An 18269-nucleotide genomic window follows, 5' to 3' on the forward strand; every position below is an offset into this window, starting at 1 on the left:
AAAATCAATGTTGAACTGTTATATCATACTCATGTATCAATTATTTATGGATTTATTTCTCATATATTTGGAAATCCATAAATAATTATATAAACCACAGTTACTAATGAAAATTGGTTAACGATGAATGAGGATGAGAAATTTGTATATTAATACTGACAGTTTAGAAGATGAAACTCATACTTTATCAAGTATCTGCAGTAATATAGATGATATATACTATGATTTGAAGAACACTAAATCTGGTATTGAATATGAAGTTAGGTCCAAAGACTGTATTGAGGAACTATTCAATACTTGTATAAGAAATCTTAATGATATAGTTTATAGAATGGATTCATATATTAAGTTTATCGGTGATTCTGTTGATTCGTACCATGATGCTGAAGCCCAACTTTCTTCATTGGCTGATATATTGAAAGAAGGATATGAAAATCCTACGCCACAAACTGGATTTACAGAAAGAACGCTAGAAGAAATGGCATATTTTTATTCAGGTGGAAAATCTTCTAGCACAACTTTCAAATACGAAGAAGACATTGCGGATTTAAAGAAGACCATGCAAGACATGTTTAAAGATAATTCTCTTGCATATGAGGTTGACTTTAAGAACTCCTATGGGGAATACGATAGTGATATAGACTATGATTTTGATAAAGAAGTAATGTATTTCTTGAATAATTGTGAGAGCTTTAAAAATAAAAATACCAACCTGCAATCAACCTATGAATCACTACCTAAGATATATAGACTTATGGTATTAAAGCATTGGGTAAAGCTAATGCAGAATGATACTGATATAGATATATCTAATGTATTACCAGATGAATATTTAGAAAATATACCTGCATTACCACTCACAGACAGTAAACTTGGTACTATAACCTCAGAAAACAAATATTCCAGTGAAGATGCTTATGACTACTTTGTTAAATACTATTATCCTAGACAAGCAATTTATCAGATGCAAAAAGGTGATTTAGAACAATTAAAAAGAACTGCTTTCCTAGAATGGGTAGAATTTGTTTATAATTCAAATGAAAAAGAATCTATAGAAGAACCAATAGAGGAATATGACTACATAAAAGATACCGTAGACCTAAAAAAGACCATGGAAGAAATGTTTAAAGGTAATACTCTTGCATATGAGGTTGATTTTAAGAGCTCCCAGGGGAAATATGATAGTGATATAGACTATGGTTTTGATAAAGAAGTAATGTATTTCTTAAATAATTGTGAGAGCTTCAAAAGTAAAAATACCAACCTACAAACAACTTATGAATCACTACCTAAGGAATATAGGCTTATGGTATTAAAGCATTGGGTAGAGTTGATGCAAAATGATATCAATATCGATATGTCTAATGTATTACCAGACGAATATTTTGATAACATACCTACATTACCACTCACAGACAGTAAACTTGGTAATATAACTTCAGAAAACAAATATTCCAGTGAAGAAGCCTATGACTACTTTGTCAAATACTATTATCCTACACAAGCAATATATCAGATGCAAAAAGGTGATTTCGAACAATTAAAGAGAACTGCTTTCCTAGAATGGGCAAGATTAGTTTATGGTTCAAGTAAAAAAGAACAGGACCAAGAATTTAGTGGGTCACTAATTTTGGGGATAGCTAGTTGGCCAATGAAAACAGTATATGATACAATAGAAGGGATTTATTCAGTAATTACAAACCCAAAGCAGCTAGGATCTTTTTTGATATTAGTAGCAAGTCTTCCATTTTCATCAGAAAGCAGGAAAGTGTTTGCAAGCATGATAGAGCAGACTATAGAAGAATGGAAAGCTGCATATAATGATGCTGAACCCGCAGACAAAGGTTATATGATTGGTCAGTTGATAGGTGAAGTAATATCTATTGCAGTAGGAGCAGGTTTCGCTACAAATAAATTTACTAAATTCGTCAAAAGTGGTAATTTCAAAAAAGCTGTTCGAAGAGTTATTAAGAAAGCTAAATATAATCTTAGCAAATTAAAGAACATGAACCCATCTAAGATTATTGACTCAATTAAAAAAATAACTAAAAAGAAAAATCATTATGAAGTTGTAATGAATAATGATGACTTAGTAACAATATCTTTTGATGAGTTAACGAATGTACAGAAAAGTAAATTTGATGGTTTAGCCGATTCATATAAGGAAAAGGATATTTTACGTGATAGGGTTAATGGTGAAGATGGTCTTGGGATTGTAAAGAGTATTAATGAGGAGATAGTTAATCTTAATCCTAATAAAATCAGATTTAGCCAGAGTTCAGTAAATGGTTCTGAAGAAATAATTGTGAGTATGGCTAAAAATGGTTGGGTAGGTGACCCAATAGATGTTATTAGGATGTCAGATGGTGGTCTTACGACTATAGACAATACTCGTGTTGTTGCAGCTAGAGCTACTGGCATTGATGTTCAAGCAGTTGTTCATAATACTGATGACCTATTACCTGAACATTTAATTGAAAGATTCACAACAAAGAAAGGTGTGCCAACGACATGGGGTGAAGCAATAGAATTGAGGATAGGTAAACAGAAATCATCCTTTAGAACGAACAACCCATATGGCTCATTTGGAATGGAGAAGATTAAATAAAATGGCAACTAAAATACCAAACGAATTTATTGAAAAAGGATTTGAATATCCAGAAGCATATACCAAAATCATTGAGTTAAATCTAACTGATTTTGATTTTTGGTATATTATGAGTGAAGAACAAGCCTTAAAAAGACTAACTGGTTTACGACAAAGATATCCTGAAAGATATTTAGTGCCGTTTGCTAGAAGAGATGACAATGATGATATTGCCTGTTTTGACTTAAGTGAGCCTGATAAGGTTCAAATAATTCATGATTTTGCATCAAGTGGCTTTGAACAAAGAAGAACTTATAAAGATTTATGGGAATGGCTAAAAGATGCAGTTAATGAACTTATTGAGAATAACAGATAATAATACTGAGGTGATAACTATTAACTATCAAGAGTTAAGTAAAGAAGTGTCTTATGCGCTAAGACATGCTCCTTCTGAGTATGGCTTGATATTAGATGAAAATGGATGGGTGGATGTTCAAGGATTTCTTGAAGCATTAAGGAAGAAAAATAAATGGACATTGGTTAAACTAGATGACTTAATTTGTATGATAGAAGCATCTGATAAGAAGCGTCATGAAATTGTTAACAACAAGATTAGAGCTTTATATGGTCATTCAATAGTTTCACAGATTAAAAAAGAGATAGCTGAACCGCCAGAATATTTGTATCATGGAACAGCTAGGAGGTTTATTAAGTCTATTAAAGAAAAGGGGTTGCTGTCTCAAGAAAGGCAATATGTCCATTTATCAGTAGATGAAGAAACTGCTTACGAAGTTGGCAAGAGAAGAGATCAAAAACCTGTCATTTTGCGAATTAGAGCTAAACTTGCTTTTGTGAATGGTGTTTCCTTTTATAAGGGGAATGACAAGATCTGGCTATCTGATTCAATAAAGAGTGACTTCATCGAATTTTAAGTAAGAAGTTGAAACGGTTAAAATTAAAGAGAACAGCTTTCAATAGAAGGCATAACCTATATTAACAAATATAATTTAACATTTGAAGATATTAAGTTTAAGAAAGGTAATATTGTTACTGGTTTTGGATTTACAGGCGTTACTAATGCCTGAATATTTTTGTATTATAAAGAGATTCTCAAAAGCTGATTTAGGAGTGCTTGTGTGAATAAAACTAAAACAGAACTTATTATCAAAAAAGGAAGAATTAAAGTACTACAACCTATATAATACTAGGGAGTATACCCTAATGAAGTTAGCATATCTAAGAAAAATAACTATTGGGTTATATTCATATTAGATAAAAGAATATAAAGAAAATATGATAATGAAAGCGATGTTCTGCATCACTTTATTAAACACTTAAGAGCAGATAAGCTTTTAAGTAGTTTGTAATATTATTAACTTTCTGAGATGATGGATTAATTTCCATCATTTTTTTCTTGTAATTAGTATAAGAAATGTAAAGAAGAATGAGGCAATTGACCATATTCATATATCAAAAAAAGATATTATACGTGATAGGACTTATGGATTCTAGGTAGTTATACTAAAGACCATGCAAGACATGTTTAAAGATAATTCTCTTGCATATGAAGTTGACTTTAAGAACTCCCATGGGGAATATGATAGTGATATAGACTATGATTTTGATAAAGAAGTAATGTATTTCTTAAATAATTGTGAGAACTTTAAAAATAAGAATACCAACCTGCAATCAACCTACGAATCACTACCTAAGATATATAGACTTATGGTATTGAAGCATTGGGTAAAGCTAATGCAGAATGATACTGATATAGATATATCTAATGTATTACCAGATGAATATTTAGAAAATATACCTGCATTACCACTCACAGACAGTAAACTTGGCACTATAACCTCAGAAAACAAATATTCCAGTGAAGATGCTTATGACTACTTTGTCAAATACTATTATCCTAGACAAGCAATTTATCAGATGAAAAAAGGTGATTTAGAACAATTAAAAAGAACTGCTTTCCTAGAATGGGTAGAATTTGTTTATAATTCAAATGAAAAAGAATCTATAGAAGAACCAATAGAGGAATATGAATACATAGAAGATACCGTAGACCTAAAAAAGACCATGGAAGAAATGTTTAAAGGTAATACTCTTGCATATGAGGTTGATTTTAAGAACTCCCAGGGGAAATATGATAGTGATATAGACTATGGTTTTGTTAAAAAAGTAATGTATTTCTTAAATAATTGTGAGAGCTTCAAAAGTAAAAATACCAACCTACAAACAACTTATGAATCACTACCGAAGGAATATAGGCTTATGGTATTGAAGCATTGGGTAGAATTGATGCAAAATGATATCAATATCGATATGTCTAATGTATTACCAGACGAATATTTTGATAACATACCTACATTACCACTCACAGACAGTAAACTTGGTAATATAACTTCAGAAAACAAATATGCCAGTGAAGAACACTATGACTACTTTGTTAAATACTATTACCCTACACAAGCAATATATCAAAAGCAAAAAGGTGACTTTGAACAATTAAAGAGAACAGCTTTCCTAGAATAGGCAAGATTTGTTTATGGTTCAAGCAAAAAAGAACAGGACCAAGAATTTAGAGGGGGAGTAATTTGGGGTTTAGTAAGTTGGCCACTGAAAACAGTATATGATACAATAGAAGGGGTTTATTCAATAATTACAAATCCAAAGCAACTAGGATCTTTTTTGACATTAGTAGGAAGTCTTCCTTTTTCATCAAAGAACAGGGAAGTATTTGCAAGCATGATAGAGCAAACTATAGAAGAATGGAAAGCTGCATATAATGATGCTGAACCTGAAGACAAAGGGTTCATGATTGGACAATTGATTGGTGAAGCAATTTCTGTTGCAGTAGGAGCAGGTTGCGCTACAAATAAATTTGCTAAATTTGTCAAAAGTGGTAATTTCAAAAAAGCTGTTGGAAGAGTTATTAAGAAAGCTAAATATAATCTTAGCAAATTAAAGAACATGAACCCATCTAAGATTATTGACTCAATTAAAAAAATAACTAGAAAGAAAAATCATTATGAAGTTGTAATGAATAATGATGACTTAGTAACAATATCTTTTGATGAATTAACGAATGTACAGAAGAGCAAATTTGATGGTTTAGCCGATTCATATAAGGGTAAGGATATTATACATGATAGGGTTAATGGTGAAGAGGGGCTTGGGGTTGTAGATGATATTGAGAATACTGGTAATTTTATTTATAAGAATAATCCACTAGATAACCCTAAAGCAACGAAGGATATTTTGAAAAATGATAAAGCTGTGTATGGTTTCACTCCCGACCCTAATTCAGATAGTATTGGTGGCTTTTCAGATTTGATTGACTGGACTGACCCAGAACAAGTTGCTGGGAAAAGAGCTGAAAGGATAAAATATCATCAAAAGAATGATAATATTTTTAACAGAATCAAGGAAATGAAAAACCAAGGTGCAACAACCGAAGAGATAGCAACGGAAGCTGTAAATATGAGAAATCAGAATCGTTTAGATTCGTATGTAGATAACCCACAAGGTTTAAGTGCAGCAATGGAACATAACATCAATGTATATGGTAATACTAATGGAGCTACACCAGAGTTCCTATTTAAAAAATATGGTTCATGGGATACAGTGTTGCAAAAGACAATTAGTGCTAACCCAGGAATGGATGCTTGTTTAGGTTTATATGATGACTACTATTATCTTTATAGTATTAACTAAAAAAGAAAGAAGGATTATAAAATGTCAAACAGAATAGTTAATATTGAATATTCAAAAATTGAAAATGATAAAGTTTTGGTTCTAATTTATGTTGATGGAAAAAATGTAAGTTCAACTTTTGCATTATATGAATTTGTTAACGAGATGGAGTTTTTGGGAATTAAATCAAAGTTTCAAAAAGTGAATTCAAGAGTAGGATTTATTTTTGAGGATGATATTGATAAAACTGTATTAGAAAATGAGATTAAGCGTTTTGCTAAACAATTTGATATTACATAGAATATCTACGCTAATCTGTTACCTAGTACCAATGAATTAAAACTATGATTACACATAGGGATAACCCTTGTAATATATGTGAGAAATCATTAACTAAACTCTTTACATGATGGGCAATTAATATATTTTATTTCATTTTTGGGTCCCATCAGCACTTACTCAATGCATGTAAAATTTACGAAGTAAAGGTGGAGATTTATACTACCTTTACTTCGTAAAAGTGAACGGTAGTCAGCCAATATAAGGTGTTATACGTTCATTATATAAAATGGTTAATTGATTGAGTATTTTATCCCAACCTCGATACCTTTGTGTCCATTTTTTGGTAGCTTTATCTGTAGCTAAAAAAAGCATTTTTTGTAAGGATGTATCTGTTGGAAAAATACATTTGCTCTTTGTTACTTTACGATATTGCCTATTAAGATTTTCAATAACATTTGATGTATACATAATACGCCTGATGTCATCTGGGAATTTAAAAAATGTACACAATACATCCCAATTTTTTCGCCAACTCGTTAACGCATGAGGGTACTTAGATCCCCATTTATCTTCTAATTCATCAAGCTTTAATAAAGCTAAATCTTCTGATGAAGCACGATAAACCTCTTTGAAATCTCTTGTAAATTCTTTGTAATCTTTATAGGATACAAACTTAAATGAGTTTCTTAATTGATGTATGATGCAACGCTGTATTTCTGCTTGTGGATAAACTGTTTGGATAGCTTCTTTTATACCAGAAAGCCCATCTACAGAGAAGATAAGGACATCTTTAACTCCTCGTGAAGATAATTGATTAAGAATGTTTAACCAGAATTTAGAGCTCTCGTTTTCCCCTATCCAGATACCTAATACATCCTTCATACCATCTAGGTTAACACCAATGATCACATAAGCTGCTCGATTGATAACGCGTCCTTCAGTTCTTACTTTAAAGTGAATTGCATCCATAAAAACAAAAGGATATATAGGTTCTAAGGGTCTTCCTTGCCATTCTTTAATTGTTGGTATTAGTTTATCCGTTATTCTACTTACCATATCTGCCGAAACATTTATTCCATACAGTTCATTCATCTGTTCATGAATATCTCTTGTGGACATACCACGAGCATAAAGACTTATGATTTGTTTCTCAATATCTGAAATATCTTTTTTTCTTTTGGGAACAATCTTAGGTTCAAAATCAGCATTTCGGTCTCTAGGCACATCAATATCAATTTCACCTAGAGAAGAACGAACTTTCTTTTGAGAATAACCATTTCGATAGTTGGATTTAGGTTGGTCATGATCGTAACGTTCGTAGCCTAGAGTTTCGTCCATCTCATTTTCAAGCATTTCTTGAATAACATCCTTAAACATATTTTTTAGAGCACCCATAATATCTTGTGGAGTTTTGATGTCATTGTTTTCAATTATTGATTGTGCTTGTTCTTTAGTAATAAGATTATTTGCCATAATAAAATCTCCTTCCTGGCATTTTTATTTAGATTTTAGCCAGGTTGGAGATATTTTACACACTTTTTAGGACATTCTCAAATGAAGAATTAATTACATATTTTCTTTAACTCCATGATTTTTTTGTTATGACTGGGTGGGGATTAAAACCTACCCAGTGCATAATAAGATATTTTCTAATCATATTACTGACTCCCAATCAAGACCATATGCTTCTATCTTCTTAACTGGTATCTCACTTTGTTTATCATAAAGTATCAAGTACATATTTTGGGAATTTTGATTGTATTCTCGTATATCATCTATTCTCACATTATGCTCAAATTCTTTTCTATCTAAGTAATGGAAAAGGTCTTCATTAGTTTGATATATATTATAAATTCCATTATCATTTGTTAATATGAATATTATATCGCTATCAACTTCAACTTTTATTATTTCACCTTTTATTTTATTAATAATATCAGAATCATATATTTGTTTATTATTAGATAGACATATTTTTTTAAGAATGCTTTGTTTTTTATCAGTAACATAATAATAGAATTCTTCAGTGTTATCTTCGTAATCTCTCTCTACATATCCTGATATATATCTAAATCCTTCTAGATTTCCACTATCAATCACTTCAAAAGATTCTATGTCAATGCTATATATAGTATTATCTTTTTCAAATAAAATTATATATCTATCTTCTTCTTTATATCCTCCAATAAAATTCAAATCCCTAAGTTGATGATCTTTGCTTATTTCATAAGCGATTTCAATACTTTTATTACCATACTCATTATCCAATAAACATATTGTGTTCTTTTTATAATCCATTAGTATACTAGGACCTTCTATAGATATTGTACTATAAAGTATATCATTGCTAAAATATTCATTGAGATCTATATAATGTATTTCCTTATTTCCTGGCTCTTTTCCATAATAATCTATTGCTTCAAATTGGTACTCGTATAATTTATTATTCTTTGCTAGAAGTTCCCACTCACAATAATTGGTTGAATCAACAAACAACCTATTCAACTCATCTATTGATACAGTATCATTATTTGTATTCATTTGCTTACCAATTAAATCATCTAACTTTTTGAATGTAATGCCTGAGAACCAGTTATTCTCTATTTCATTAGTTGTATCATCTTTCTCTGATTCGTTGTTTGTATTTTTGATCTCTACTTCTTCTATTGCTTTTTCATGTGTATTATTTATTTCCTCTATATCATATTTCCTTGTTTCTAATACATCTGTATTAGACTTTTCTACCTCTGCATTTTTTTCATTTAATTTAGTAGTAGTAGTATTGTAACATCCTGTCGCTAATATAATTATACTTAATAATGTAATAAAAACTTTTTTCATTTTTTTATCCTCATATAATAAGTTTATAGCTAATAATTTAGTTATAGACTTATTTTTCTTTACTTAATTAATGGTTACTTTATTACTGAGCACCCTTTCGTATTTAAAATATCAACTATGCAACTATTTTACTCTGGTAATGAAGTATTATCAGGCATACCAGAATATATAGGTATTTTAAATACCAAATCCTCATCTAGAGCTTCAGTGTTTTTAAATACTTTGTACAACTCGCTTCCTTCTAATTTTGATACTTGTATGTTTTGCATATATTGATGAGTATAATAACTATCACCAACTATATCAAATTTTTGGGTATATACGGTATTTTGACCAATGCTAATAAATTTTTCACCTAACTCAATCGCTCCACCTATAATACCCTTTTGCATTGAGTCCCATCCTTTCTTTTTAGCATATAAAGCACCTTTACGTAATACTTCTTTATCTGTCTTACCACTTGCGTTCCAGTTATATGGATTATAATATTTTGTTCCTTCTATTTCCTTACCTCTAGTTAATGGATTTCCATTGGCCCCTGCTTCTCCGCGTAATTTAGCTGCCAAATAATATGCACTTACTTTTGACTTTTCTGCCGCTTCCATTATTGTATCCACATATTTTAAGTGAACAGTGTTTTCTAAAATACTTTTAACTCCTTCTGTAGTTTCATCGTTAGCGTTTTTTTCATATCCAAGGTATAAAAATTGGAAGAGATTTTCTTCATTACTAATGAAATTTCTAGGATCTGCGTAATATTCGATTACCTGTCTCTTAGGTGGAGACCAACCGTCTGCATTATTAGGATCATATTCTCTATACGATTCTGGTGTTGTTATCTCTATTAAATTCGTATCGACTTTATCTTGAGCATTTATTAGATTATCCCATGTTACAGGTGCTTCAATAAACTCAAATGTCCAGTTTGGATGTTCTTTCATAATCTTACCAATACTTTCTTCATATTGCTTAGGCATAGTTCCAATTATTTTCCCTGAACTATTATCAATCGGATCAATATTAATAGGTTTATCCTTATTAAACAAGCATTCCCAAGTTGTTTTCCCAACTTTTCCTGCATATTGTCCGAAATTCCATAATCCTTTTTCATCTTTATATTTATTAACTGCTTCTAACGTTTCTTTTCTAAAATAACCATTTTCTTCTAATGGTTCTCCCTGTAAATTAGTATATCCTAATTCATTTAACCTATTTTGCAGTATTTTGACATATTCGTTATATTCATTTTCATTATATGTTAGGTTATTTTGAAGCTCCTGTATTTTTTCAGGATTAATAGGTTTTGCTCTATTGAATAGATAGTCCCAAGTTGTTTCTCCAACTTTTCCTGCATATTGGTCATAATTCCATAATCCTTTTTCATCTTTGAATTTATTGACTACTTCTAAAGTTTTATAATCAAAGTATCCATCTTCTTCTAGAGGTTTTCCTTCTGAATCTGTATACCCTAATACATTTAATCTCTGTTGTAAAACCTTGGCATAATAATTATATTCATTTTTATTATTAATTGATAGTGTTCCTTCTAATTCTGGTATTGAAGTCTCTTTTTTATGTGTATATTTATTATTTATAACTTCTCCACTTTTATCAAAAAAAACAGCTATATGGTTTATACTGGATTTTAAAAAGGATCCTATTGATCTTAAAACTTCAGATATTGTATCAAAAATATTCCAACTATCACCTTCTATATCTTTATTTTCTTTAACAGATACTTCTGATTGCTGATTTATTTCACCAAAAGATTCAGCTAATCTTTGTTCAGCTTCTTCATATGATTCTATTGCATTGTTGACGAATGATGATGATCTAATTATAGATTCAGCTAGATTATTTAATTCTTTATATAAAGTATTAAAGTTTTCTCCTATGTCTTGTCTACATCTTATATCCATATCCAAGCTATGTCTTATATTAGATAATTTATCTCCAATACCACTTATATTTGTTGATATGTTTTCTATTTTAGGAACTATATCAACTAGCTCTTTTATATTAATACTTATATCACTCATTTATATTCCCCCTAATCTTTTATGTAAAGGGAGAAAAATCTCCCTTTACCATTCTTAATGAGTTCCAGAAGTATCTAAATCATCTGCTGATGACTTAGATGCTGAAAAAACTGCTACAACACTTTGAGGTATTTTAGTTAAAGAGTAATCTTTACCTACAATATTAACCGAACCATTTCCACCTTGATGTTTATAATTCAACACATAAGTATCGCCTACACATTTAATATCTAATGCACTTATAATGACGCTTGTATTATTCATAACGCTATCAATGTTAGCTTGAGTAGGCTTTTTACCTGTTTCAACAAAAATAGATGAAGAAGGTAACTTAAGACTGAAATGCCATCTTTGAGCTTGTTCCTCGTATTCAAATTCATCTAGTACATCTCCAGGATTTCTATCTATACCTTGTGTCATAGATGTTCCAATAAATGTTCTATTTCTACCATCTAATTTAAGTAATTGAGGGATACCGTAAATATAATCATTTCCTGTAGGTATTGCAATAGGTACTACGTCTCCTGATTCATTAATATTGTACATTAGCTCTTGTACCTCTAATGTGATATCTCTCTCATCAGATGTATAATTTCTTCTTGCCTTATTATCTTCCCAATCTAATTTTATTGGTTGATGATACACACTATCAGGATCCCAATCAGCCGTAGCGTTTCCGTATATATTGATAGGTACATATCCATCCCCATCTCTCATATATACATCTACTTTTGTTATATCACCTGTACCTAGATCTAATTTATAATAATAAGGTATAACTTGTAATGATGAATAATAATTACCTATTGTTTGAATATCCATAAATATCGGATAACCTATTCTTAACGGCTGCTTAACAAGAGCTGGTATATTATTCATTGATGGTGTTAACGGAAATTCAAGTGGCTTTGTTTCTAAGAAATTCAATGTACCAAAAGTATTAAGGTATTCAGTATACCGAGTTGCTAACTTACCCCTTATGTCATAAGTCGAACCAACATATTGATTTTGATTACTTGTATCTACATCTTTAACAACATTAGGTATTAACCATTCAGTAGGATATTTTGGAGTTTTAAATAAATTAGCGAATCTGAAATCACCAGTATCTTCTATAACCATATTACCTATTCTTCCTAATAAATCTATATTATAACCTTTAAAGGATGAATGCTTAGCCTTTTTATTAGAATCTCTTTTTTTATTAGTCTCATATGAGTTGTTAACGATGTTTCCGTTTATAGCTACAGAGTAAAACTCAACGCCAGCACTTATGGCTTCTTTATTAGCTAAAGGTAAATAAAATTCAAAAAACTCCTCATCCACATCTAAAGATATTTCAGTGCCTGATCTATAAAGAACACCTTCATATATAACATTAAATTCAAATTTAACAAATTTCTCTTTAGTCCATTTAGTTGTATCCATATTATCTACGAATCCCTTACCTCTATTATAAGTAGTCCTAGATATACCATAACAACCATCACCATAAAAATCTCCTTCATTTGGATAGTGTACCGTAAAAGGATAATCCAAAGTTAAAAAATCTCCCGCAGTTACATTACCCATACCCGGTATTGGAACTGTTGGATTCGCTGGGATTACAACTTCAACTGTTTCATACCAATCGTCTGGTGGCTGCGATTTAGTTTTATCTACTTCTGTATATGATTTAAGACTTGGAGCCAATCCTTGTATCCATGGTATTCCTTTAGCAGGTTTAACAACAACTTTTTCAGTTTGACCTGCATCACCTATTCTTTCTTCAACCACAGCTGGTACGTAATGAGCATTATTTATTGTAATAGTGGGTTCTCCTTTAGCAGGTATGGTAATATATTCGGGTTCTTCATTCTGTGATGGTGAAGTTATAGTTGCATAACCGTTACCTTCTCTAACGCCAACATCTGTATAGCCATTAGCTACACTACCAATATAACCAGAGCCGCCACCGCCTCCAGCTTCATCATCCTTACCACCATAACCGCCGTACCAGCCTCCACCTCCACCTCCATTATCTGGTGAAGATACAGAGCTCGATCCATTACCTCCTAAACCTTTTGTATAGCCGTATGTTTGTGTAGCGCCATAACCGCCTCGATTACCATCTTGCCCAGCATAACCTCCGCCAGCTCCTCCACTATAAGTAGAAGATGATATTCCTTGGCCACCACCTCCGCCAGCTACGATTACTCTATTTATTAAAGTAGTACCACCTATTCTTATATCAGTAGCACCACCTCCACCTGATGCTCTTTGATCTCCATAACCAGAACCTCCGCCATTATAACCACCAGGTACAGTCTGATAACCAGTCCCACTATACTTTCCTCCTTGACCACCAACATATACTCTAGCAGTGTCTCCTTTAGTTAGATAATAATTACCTTTTGAATATCCACCTTTACCACCATAATTACCTCCACCTTGAGCTCCCCATACTTCTAAAGTATAAGTACCTGTTACAGGCACAGTAAATTCTTGGTAATTACCTGAATACTCGTAAGTATAGCTTGGCTTTACATAATTGGGATTCTTGATTTTCTGTTCAGGTTGATACTCTGGATTATCTATAGTATACGGTTTTACATAATCAGAATTATTTACATCAAATTCCTGGTAGATAGTATATTTTAAAGGATACCATTCATCTTTTTCACCATCTTTTAGAGTTAAAGATAAGTCATCTGCAATAACATAACCTGACTTACCTGATTGTTTTTTTGCTATTATATTAACCTCTAATTCGACAGTATTCTTTGGTGTTGTAAAACTAGTACCTGAACTATTTGCTGTCCATATTTTTAAAGTTTTACCATCATCATTAAGAGCTTTTATCTCAAAATATCCAATACAATCTTTAACTATAATCTTACCTGAAAAATTATAATTTCTATTTTCCGAACCTATAGTAGTTGTTGAATATTTAGCTAATTTTGTAGTTTCATCAGGTGGTTTTATATAGAAAGAACCTTTACCTGCTATTTTAGATAAATTAGTTAACTGTTTCAAAACTGCTCCAGTACCTGTAGAAACTTTTTGCCAATTTATTATATCAACTAAATTAGAAACTTCTTCTGCATTTCCATTATATAAAAATTCTTGTTTAGGATGGATTTCTTTTAATTTCGTTACATACTCAATGTAATCTTCTTGTAAGTTTCCTCCTAATATAGAAGTAGAATCAGTTCTTTGATCCATTGCATCTTCCACAGGCATTACCATTGCATCTTGAGATGAAACTGGATTATGTATAACTATATCATTTATATCAGTATGATTATCAGAATAAGTGGTATCAACTACTAAACCACTGGTTCTATAATCTGAACAATATTCGTCTTTATACATCAAACTTTTCCCTTTTTCGTTTAGTATATGTTTATAATATAAAGTGGAATCACCAACTGTGTATTCACCATTTGGTTTTGTATCAGGTACATCTAAATTACCAGCATACAACATTAAACTAGAAGGTCTACTAGGTCTATATACTACTTTTGCAGGATCTGAATCAAAAATAGTTTTAGTCTTGTGCTTATCTCCAGAACCTTTGTACTTTTTATTAGGATTTGTAAAGTTCCCATTATAAGAACCTACATTTATAGAATCTTCTTCCATCTTAGCCGCTGACTCAGGATTATTTTCCCACATCTCTTGTGAAGGTATTACTACTTTATCAAAGTTTTCTTGTGCTTTCTTTTCAGTAGATTCTTTCTCATAATATAATATAGCTTGGTCACCTGAAGAAGTTTGCAATATCAAATAATCGCTAATGACAGTAGCTGTATTTTTCATAGCACGTCGTTCCTCAAACTTTTTGAATTCAACTGTATCTTGATCTGTTGAATCTGAATTGTTTAAGTGATAATCCAATGTATTTGAATAAGATGGATTATTATATAAAATACCTGTAGCCCAATCCGCATTATGTTGTGGTGCAGTTATATTAGCTGCATAATTAGTACCTTTTCCATTAGATTTATTTGTTCTAGGTCCTTCATTCCAAACAACAGTATCTAACATTTGGGGTTCTAACGAATATCTTAACCGTCCATCTTTAGATGTCTCTGTTGCTGCTATATTATAAAATATATTAGGGTCACCTTTCTTGATAGTTGCAGTAACATCGTCAGTTTCTAATAAATTTATTGTACCATCTAAATTAGATCTATCTATTTTCCACACTTGAGCTTTGTCTATTTGAAATGTATCATACGTTATTTTTTGAGTCCAGGTATCCTCTACAGGAGGCATTATATTTTCATGTTCTCCTCCACATACACAGTGAGGTGGAATACTAGCAGTAACCTTAATAGTATAATGACCTGGACCACTAGGTTCTGCTTTAGCTTCACAAGGTCCATAAACAGGCTCTGATTTAGTTTTCTTATTACCGTCTTCATCTATGTAAGGTACATCTTTATGAGTTATATTACTATCTGAATCATGAGTATCTGTAGGAGGACTCGTTGACGGATTCATTCTAGCATTCCATTTATTAAAAGTTCTGGTTTTACCATCGCTAGCCGCTGTATGCGATATAGTATAACTGTTTACAGCTTTAACCCATGCTTGTGCTAACTTTTCATCTGCTCTATATTTACGCCAATCAGGATCAGCAGAACATGTAACTGATACGCGCCCTGTTCCCTTCTCACTAACAGCTTTCGCATTGTTAGGTATATCACCTTTCCAAGTCGCTGACACTGTACAATCTCCACCATGAACATTAACTTTTAAATCACAAGTTTTTTCACCTGAAGGACTAGGAACAGTATATTCGCCCGCCTGATCGCCCTTCATAAATTCGGAAGGTACGTTTCCACTAAATACAGATTTATACGTTCTTTCAACTTCTAAATTCTTTTTATAAGTTGCAGAAAAATCAACTATAAACTCAGAACCACCACTTATAAAGTATAAAGGTTCTGTTGTAGGAGTTCCTGCCATTGCTTCAAATTTTTCATAACCAGGAGAACCTGATTTTAACTCAGACCATCCTCTAAATCCTGAAGTATATGATACTGATAAATCAGGTTCATCACCATTTACATATACTTTATTATCACTAGCAGGTTCTCCAGTTAAAGTTATTACTTTTTCGTCAGGATCTAAAAGTACTTGTATATCAGCTGTGTATATAAACTCTTTTCTAGAACTATAAGGTATACTAAAATCCATTAAATTATGAGTAAAATCAATTTCTTCTTTACCTTTCATAAAATCTAGTAACCAATCTTTATCTACAGGTACCCATTTATTATTACCTGTGACTTTACTATTAGCATTTAATCGATCACCTGTATCAGCTAATTCAGAATCATCTCCAGAAACATTTAAATTTACTTTTATCATAGGATGTCCAGATTGAAAATCTTTAATACGATCATAAACATTGTTCCACTTATTCTCTTCATCCTTCTTGAGAATACCTTTAATACTTATAATAGGACAATCACCAATAACTTCTCTATCTTTAATAGGAGTTATTTCAGGATCTGATGCTTTAACAGAAAAAGAACCAGATAGGTCTATAGGCGGTGCCGTAGCTGCTCCTGAGTCTATAACTAAAAATCCAATGTGTGAGCCTTTAAACGTTAGAGCTTCCATTATTCCAGTATATTTTGATCTAGGAGACCAGACAGCTTTGTCAGTTTGCGTATAAAGTCTTGCCTTACCTAAAACTCCAGTTATGCCCCAAGCAAAGCAATTACTAGATATATCATTTATATCTGTAATACGAGGTTTATCTGGTTGAGCTTGAATAGACCTATTAATCAAATTATCCATAATTTGAAATGAATGACCTAATCCAGTAGCATCCATGTTATACGTAGGATTATTTCCAAGTGCTTTTGATGAGTTTTCAAAAAATCTATTTCCAGGAGTAATACCTGCTGAATACTCTAAATAATAAGTTGTAGGTAAAAATAAATACGAACTTCCAAATTCATCTGCTGTAACTTTTATACAAGTATCGATGGTAATTAAGGTTGGATTTGCTTTTTGATCATTTCCTCTAATATATCTATTTATTTCATCTCTATAATATCTCTTTTGATTATCATAAGACATACTATATAAAGTCATTAATAAATCTAAATAATTAACTTTATTATTTACTACCTCAGCTTCAGAAGCTGTTCTAAAATCTACAGGTTTTACATATTCTTTTAACTTAAATTCGATAGGTGCTTTAGTACTTGTGTAATTAGTAAAAAAGTAACTCCACAAATCTTCAGCTGCTAATGCGTCGGCAGACTTTGCTTCGTTAGAATCACCATCTAACAAGTATTTTTTCCAAGCATCATTCTCTGCAAGTTTTGAATAATCTGCTAAAGTTTTAACCTTATCTTTTATTTTATCTGCATAAACATGTTCTGTTACTTCATCAGTAACATTTGATTGTGGACGTACTTTATACGTTACATGAGCATCCGTAGCATAGTCTAAAGAACCTGCACCAGGGACATACCACCCTAGCATTGTATCTCTAGGTAAAACATAATCAGCTCTAGGAACAAATATAAAACTAAAATTTACATCAGGGAATCTATCAACGTATTCATCTTCTATTTGATCTTGCATGCTCTTTTTACAATCTTTATTATAATCAATAGGCGTCTTAACAGATTGCTGTTCTATTCCTACTCTAAAACAAGTAGTTTCTATAATTCCCCCACCTTTAAGATTAGCTGTACCTCCAGCAGGTAGAGAACCTGCATTTCCTGTAATACCTGCATTAATATCAATCGTGTTAAAACTTGCAAAAATAAGTACAATTACAAGCATACACGATATAACTTTTTTCATAT

Annotated in this window: 10 protein-coding genes; 6 read left to right on the forward strand and 4 right to left on the reverse strand. The window is 31.5% G+C overall.

Annotated features, from left to right (window positions below; genetic code table 11):
- Nucleotides 1–142 precede the first annotated feature (142 nt).
- The 6 genes from QMG30_RS05455 (at nt 143) to QMG30_RS05480 (ending at nt 6586) form a co-directional block, all read left to right on the forward strand.
- A complete protein-coding gene (locus QMG30_RS05455) occupies nt 143–2608 on the forward strand; it encodes a hypothetical protein (RefSeq protein ID WP_281813044.1) in 2466 nt (821 codons plus the stop codon).
- A gap of 1 nt (nt 2609) precedes the next feature.
- Nucleotides 2610–2963, forward strand: a complete 354-nt coding sequence (locus QMG30_RS05460; protein WP_281813047.1) for a hypothetical protein — start codon at nt 2610–2612, stop codon at nt 2961–2963.
- Nucleotides 2938–3519 (forward strand): RNA 2'-phosphotransferase, encoded by a 582-nt coding sequence (locus tag QMG30_RS05465; RefSeq protein ID WP_281813050.1) that lies wholly within the window; start codon nt 2938–2940, stop codon nt 3517–3519. The genes QMG30_RS05460 and QMG30_RS05465 overlap by 26 nt, the downstream gene beginning before the upstream one ends.
- A 598-nt stretch (nt 3520–4117) precedes the next feature.
- Entirely contained in the window at nt 4118–5125 is a 1008-nt protein-coding gene (locus QMG30_RS05470) for a hypothetical protein (RefSeq protein WP_281813053.1), read from the forward strand.
- A 156-nt stretch (nt 5126–5281) separates the two neighbouring features.
- Complete coding sequence (locus QMG30_RS05475; protein ID WP_281813056.1) at nt 5282–6307, forward strand: hypothetical protein; 1026 nt, start codon at nt 5282–5284, stop codon at nt 6305–6307.
- A 21-nt stretch (nt 6308–6328) separates the two neighbouring features.
- Nucleotides 6329–6586 (forward strand): hypothetical protein, encoded by a 258-nt coding sequence (locus tag QMG30_RS05480; RefSeq protein WP_281813059.1) that lies wholly within the window; start codon nt 6329–6331, stop codon nt 6584–6586.
- A 231-nt stretch (nt 6587–6817) separates the two neighbouring features.
- Here the strand turns inward: QMG30_RS05480 and QMG30_RS05485 are convergent, their stop codons facing one another.
- The 4 genes from QMG30_RS05485 to QMG30_RS05500 form a co-directional block, all read right to left on the reverse strand.
- A complete protein-coding gene (locus tag QMG30_RS05485; RefSeq protein WP_281813061.1) occupies nt 6818–8041 on the reverse strand; it encodes an IS256 family transposase in 1224 nt (407 codons plus the stop codon).
- A gap of 180 nt (nt 8042–8221) precedes the next feature.
- Complete coding sequence (locus tag QMG30_RS05490) at nt 8222–9409, reverse strand: hypothetical protein (protein WP_281813065.1); 1188 nt, start codon at nt 9407–9409, stop codon at nt 8222–8224.
- Nucleotides 9410–9537: 128 nt separating this feature from the next.
- Nucleotides 9538–11448, reverse strand: a complete 1911-nt coding sequence (locus QMG30_RS05495) for a hypothetical protein (RefSeq protein ID WP_281813068.1) — start codon at nt 11446–11448, stop codon at nt 9538–9540.
- A 54-nt stretch (nt 11449–11502) separates the two neighbouring features.
- Entirely contained in the window at nt 11503–18267 is a 6765-nt protein-coding gene (locus tag QMG30_RS05500; RefSeq protein WP_281813070.1) for a glycine rich domain-containing protein, read from the reverse strand.
- Between the last annotated feature and the right edge of the window lie 2 nt (nt 18268–18269).

The sequence above is a fragment of the Vallitalea longa genome, from assembly GCF_027923465.1.
Taxonomy (GTDB): Bacteria; Bacillota; Clostridia; order Lachnospirales; family Vallitaleaceae; genus Vallitalea; species Vallitalea longa.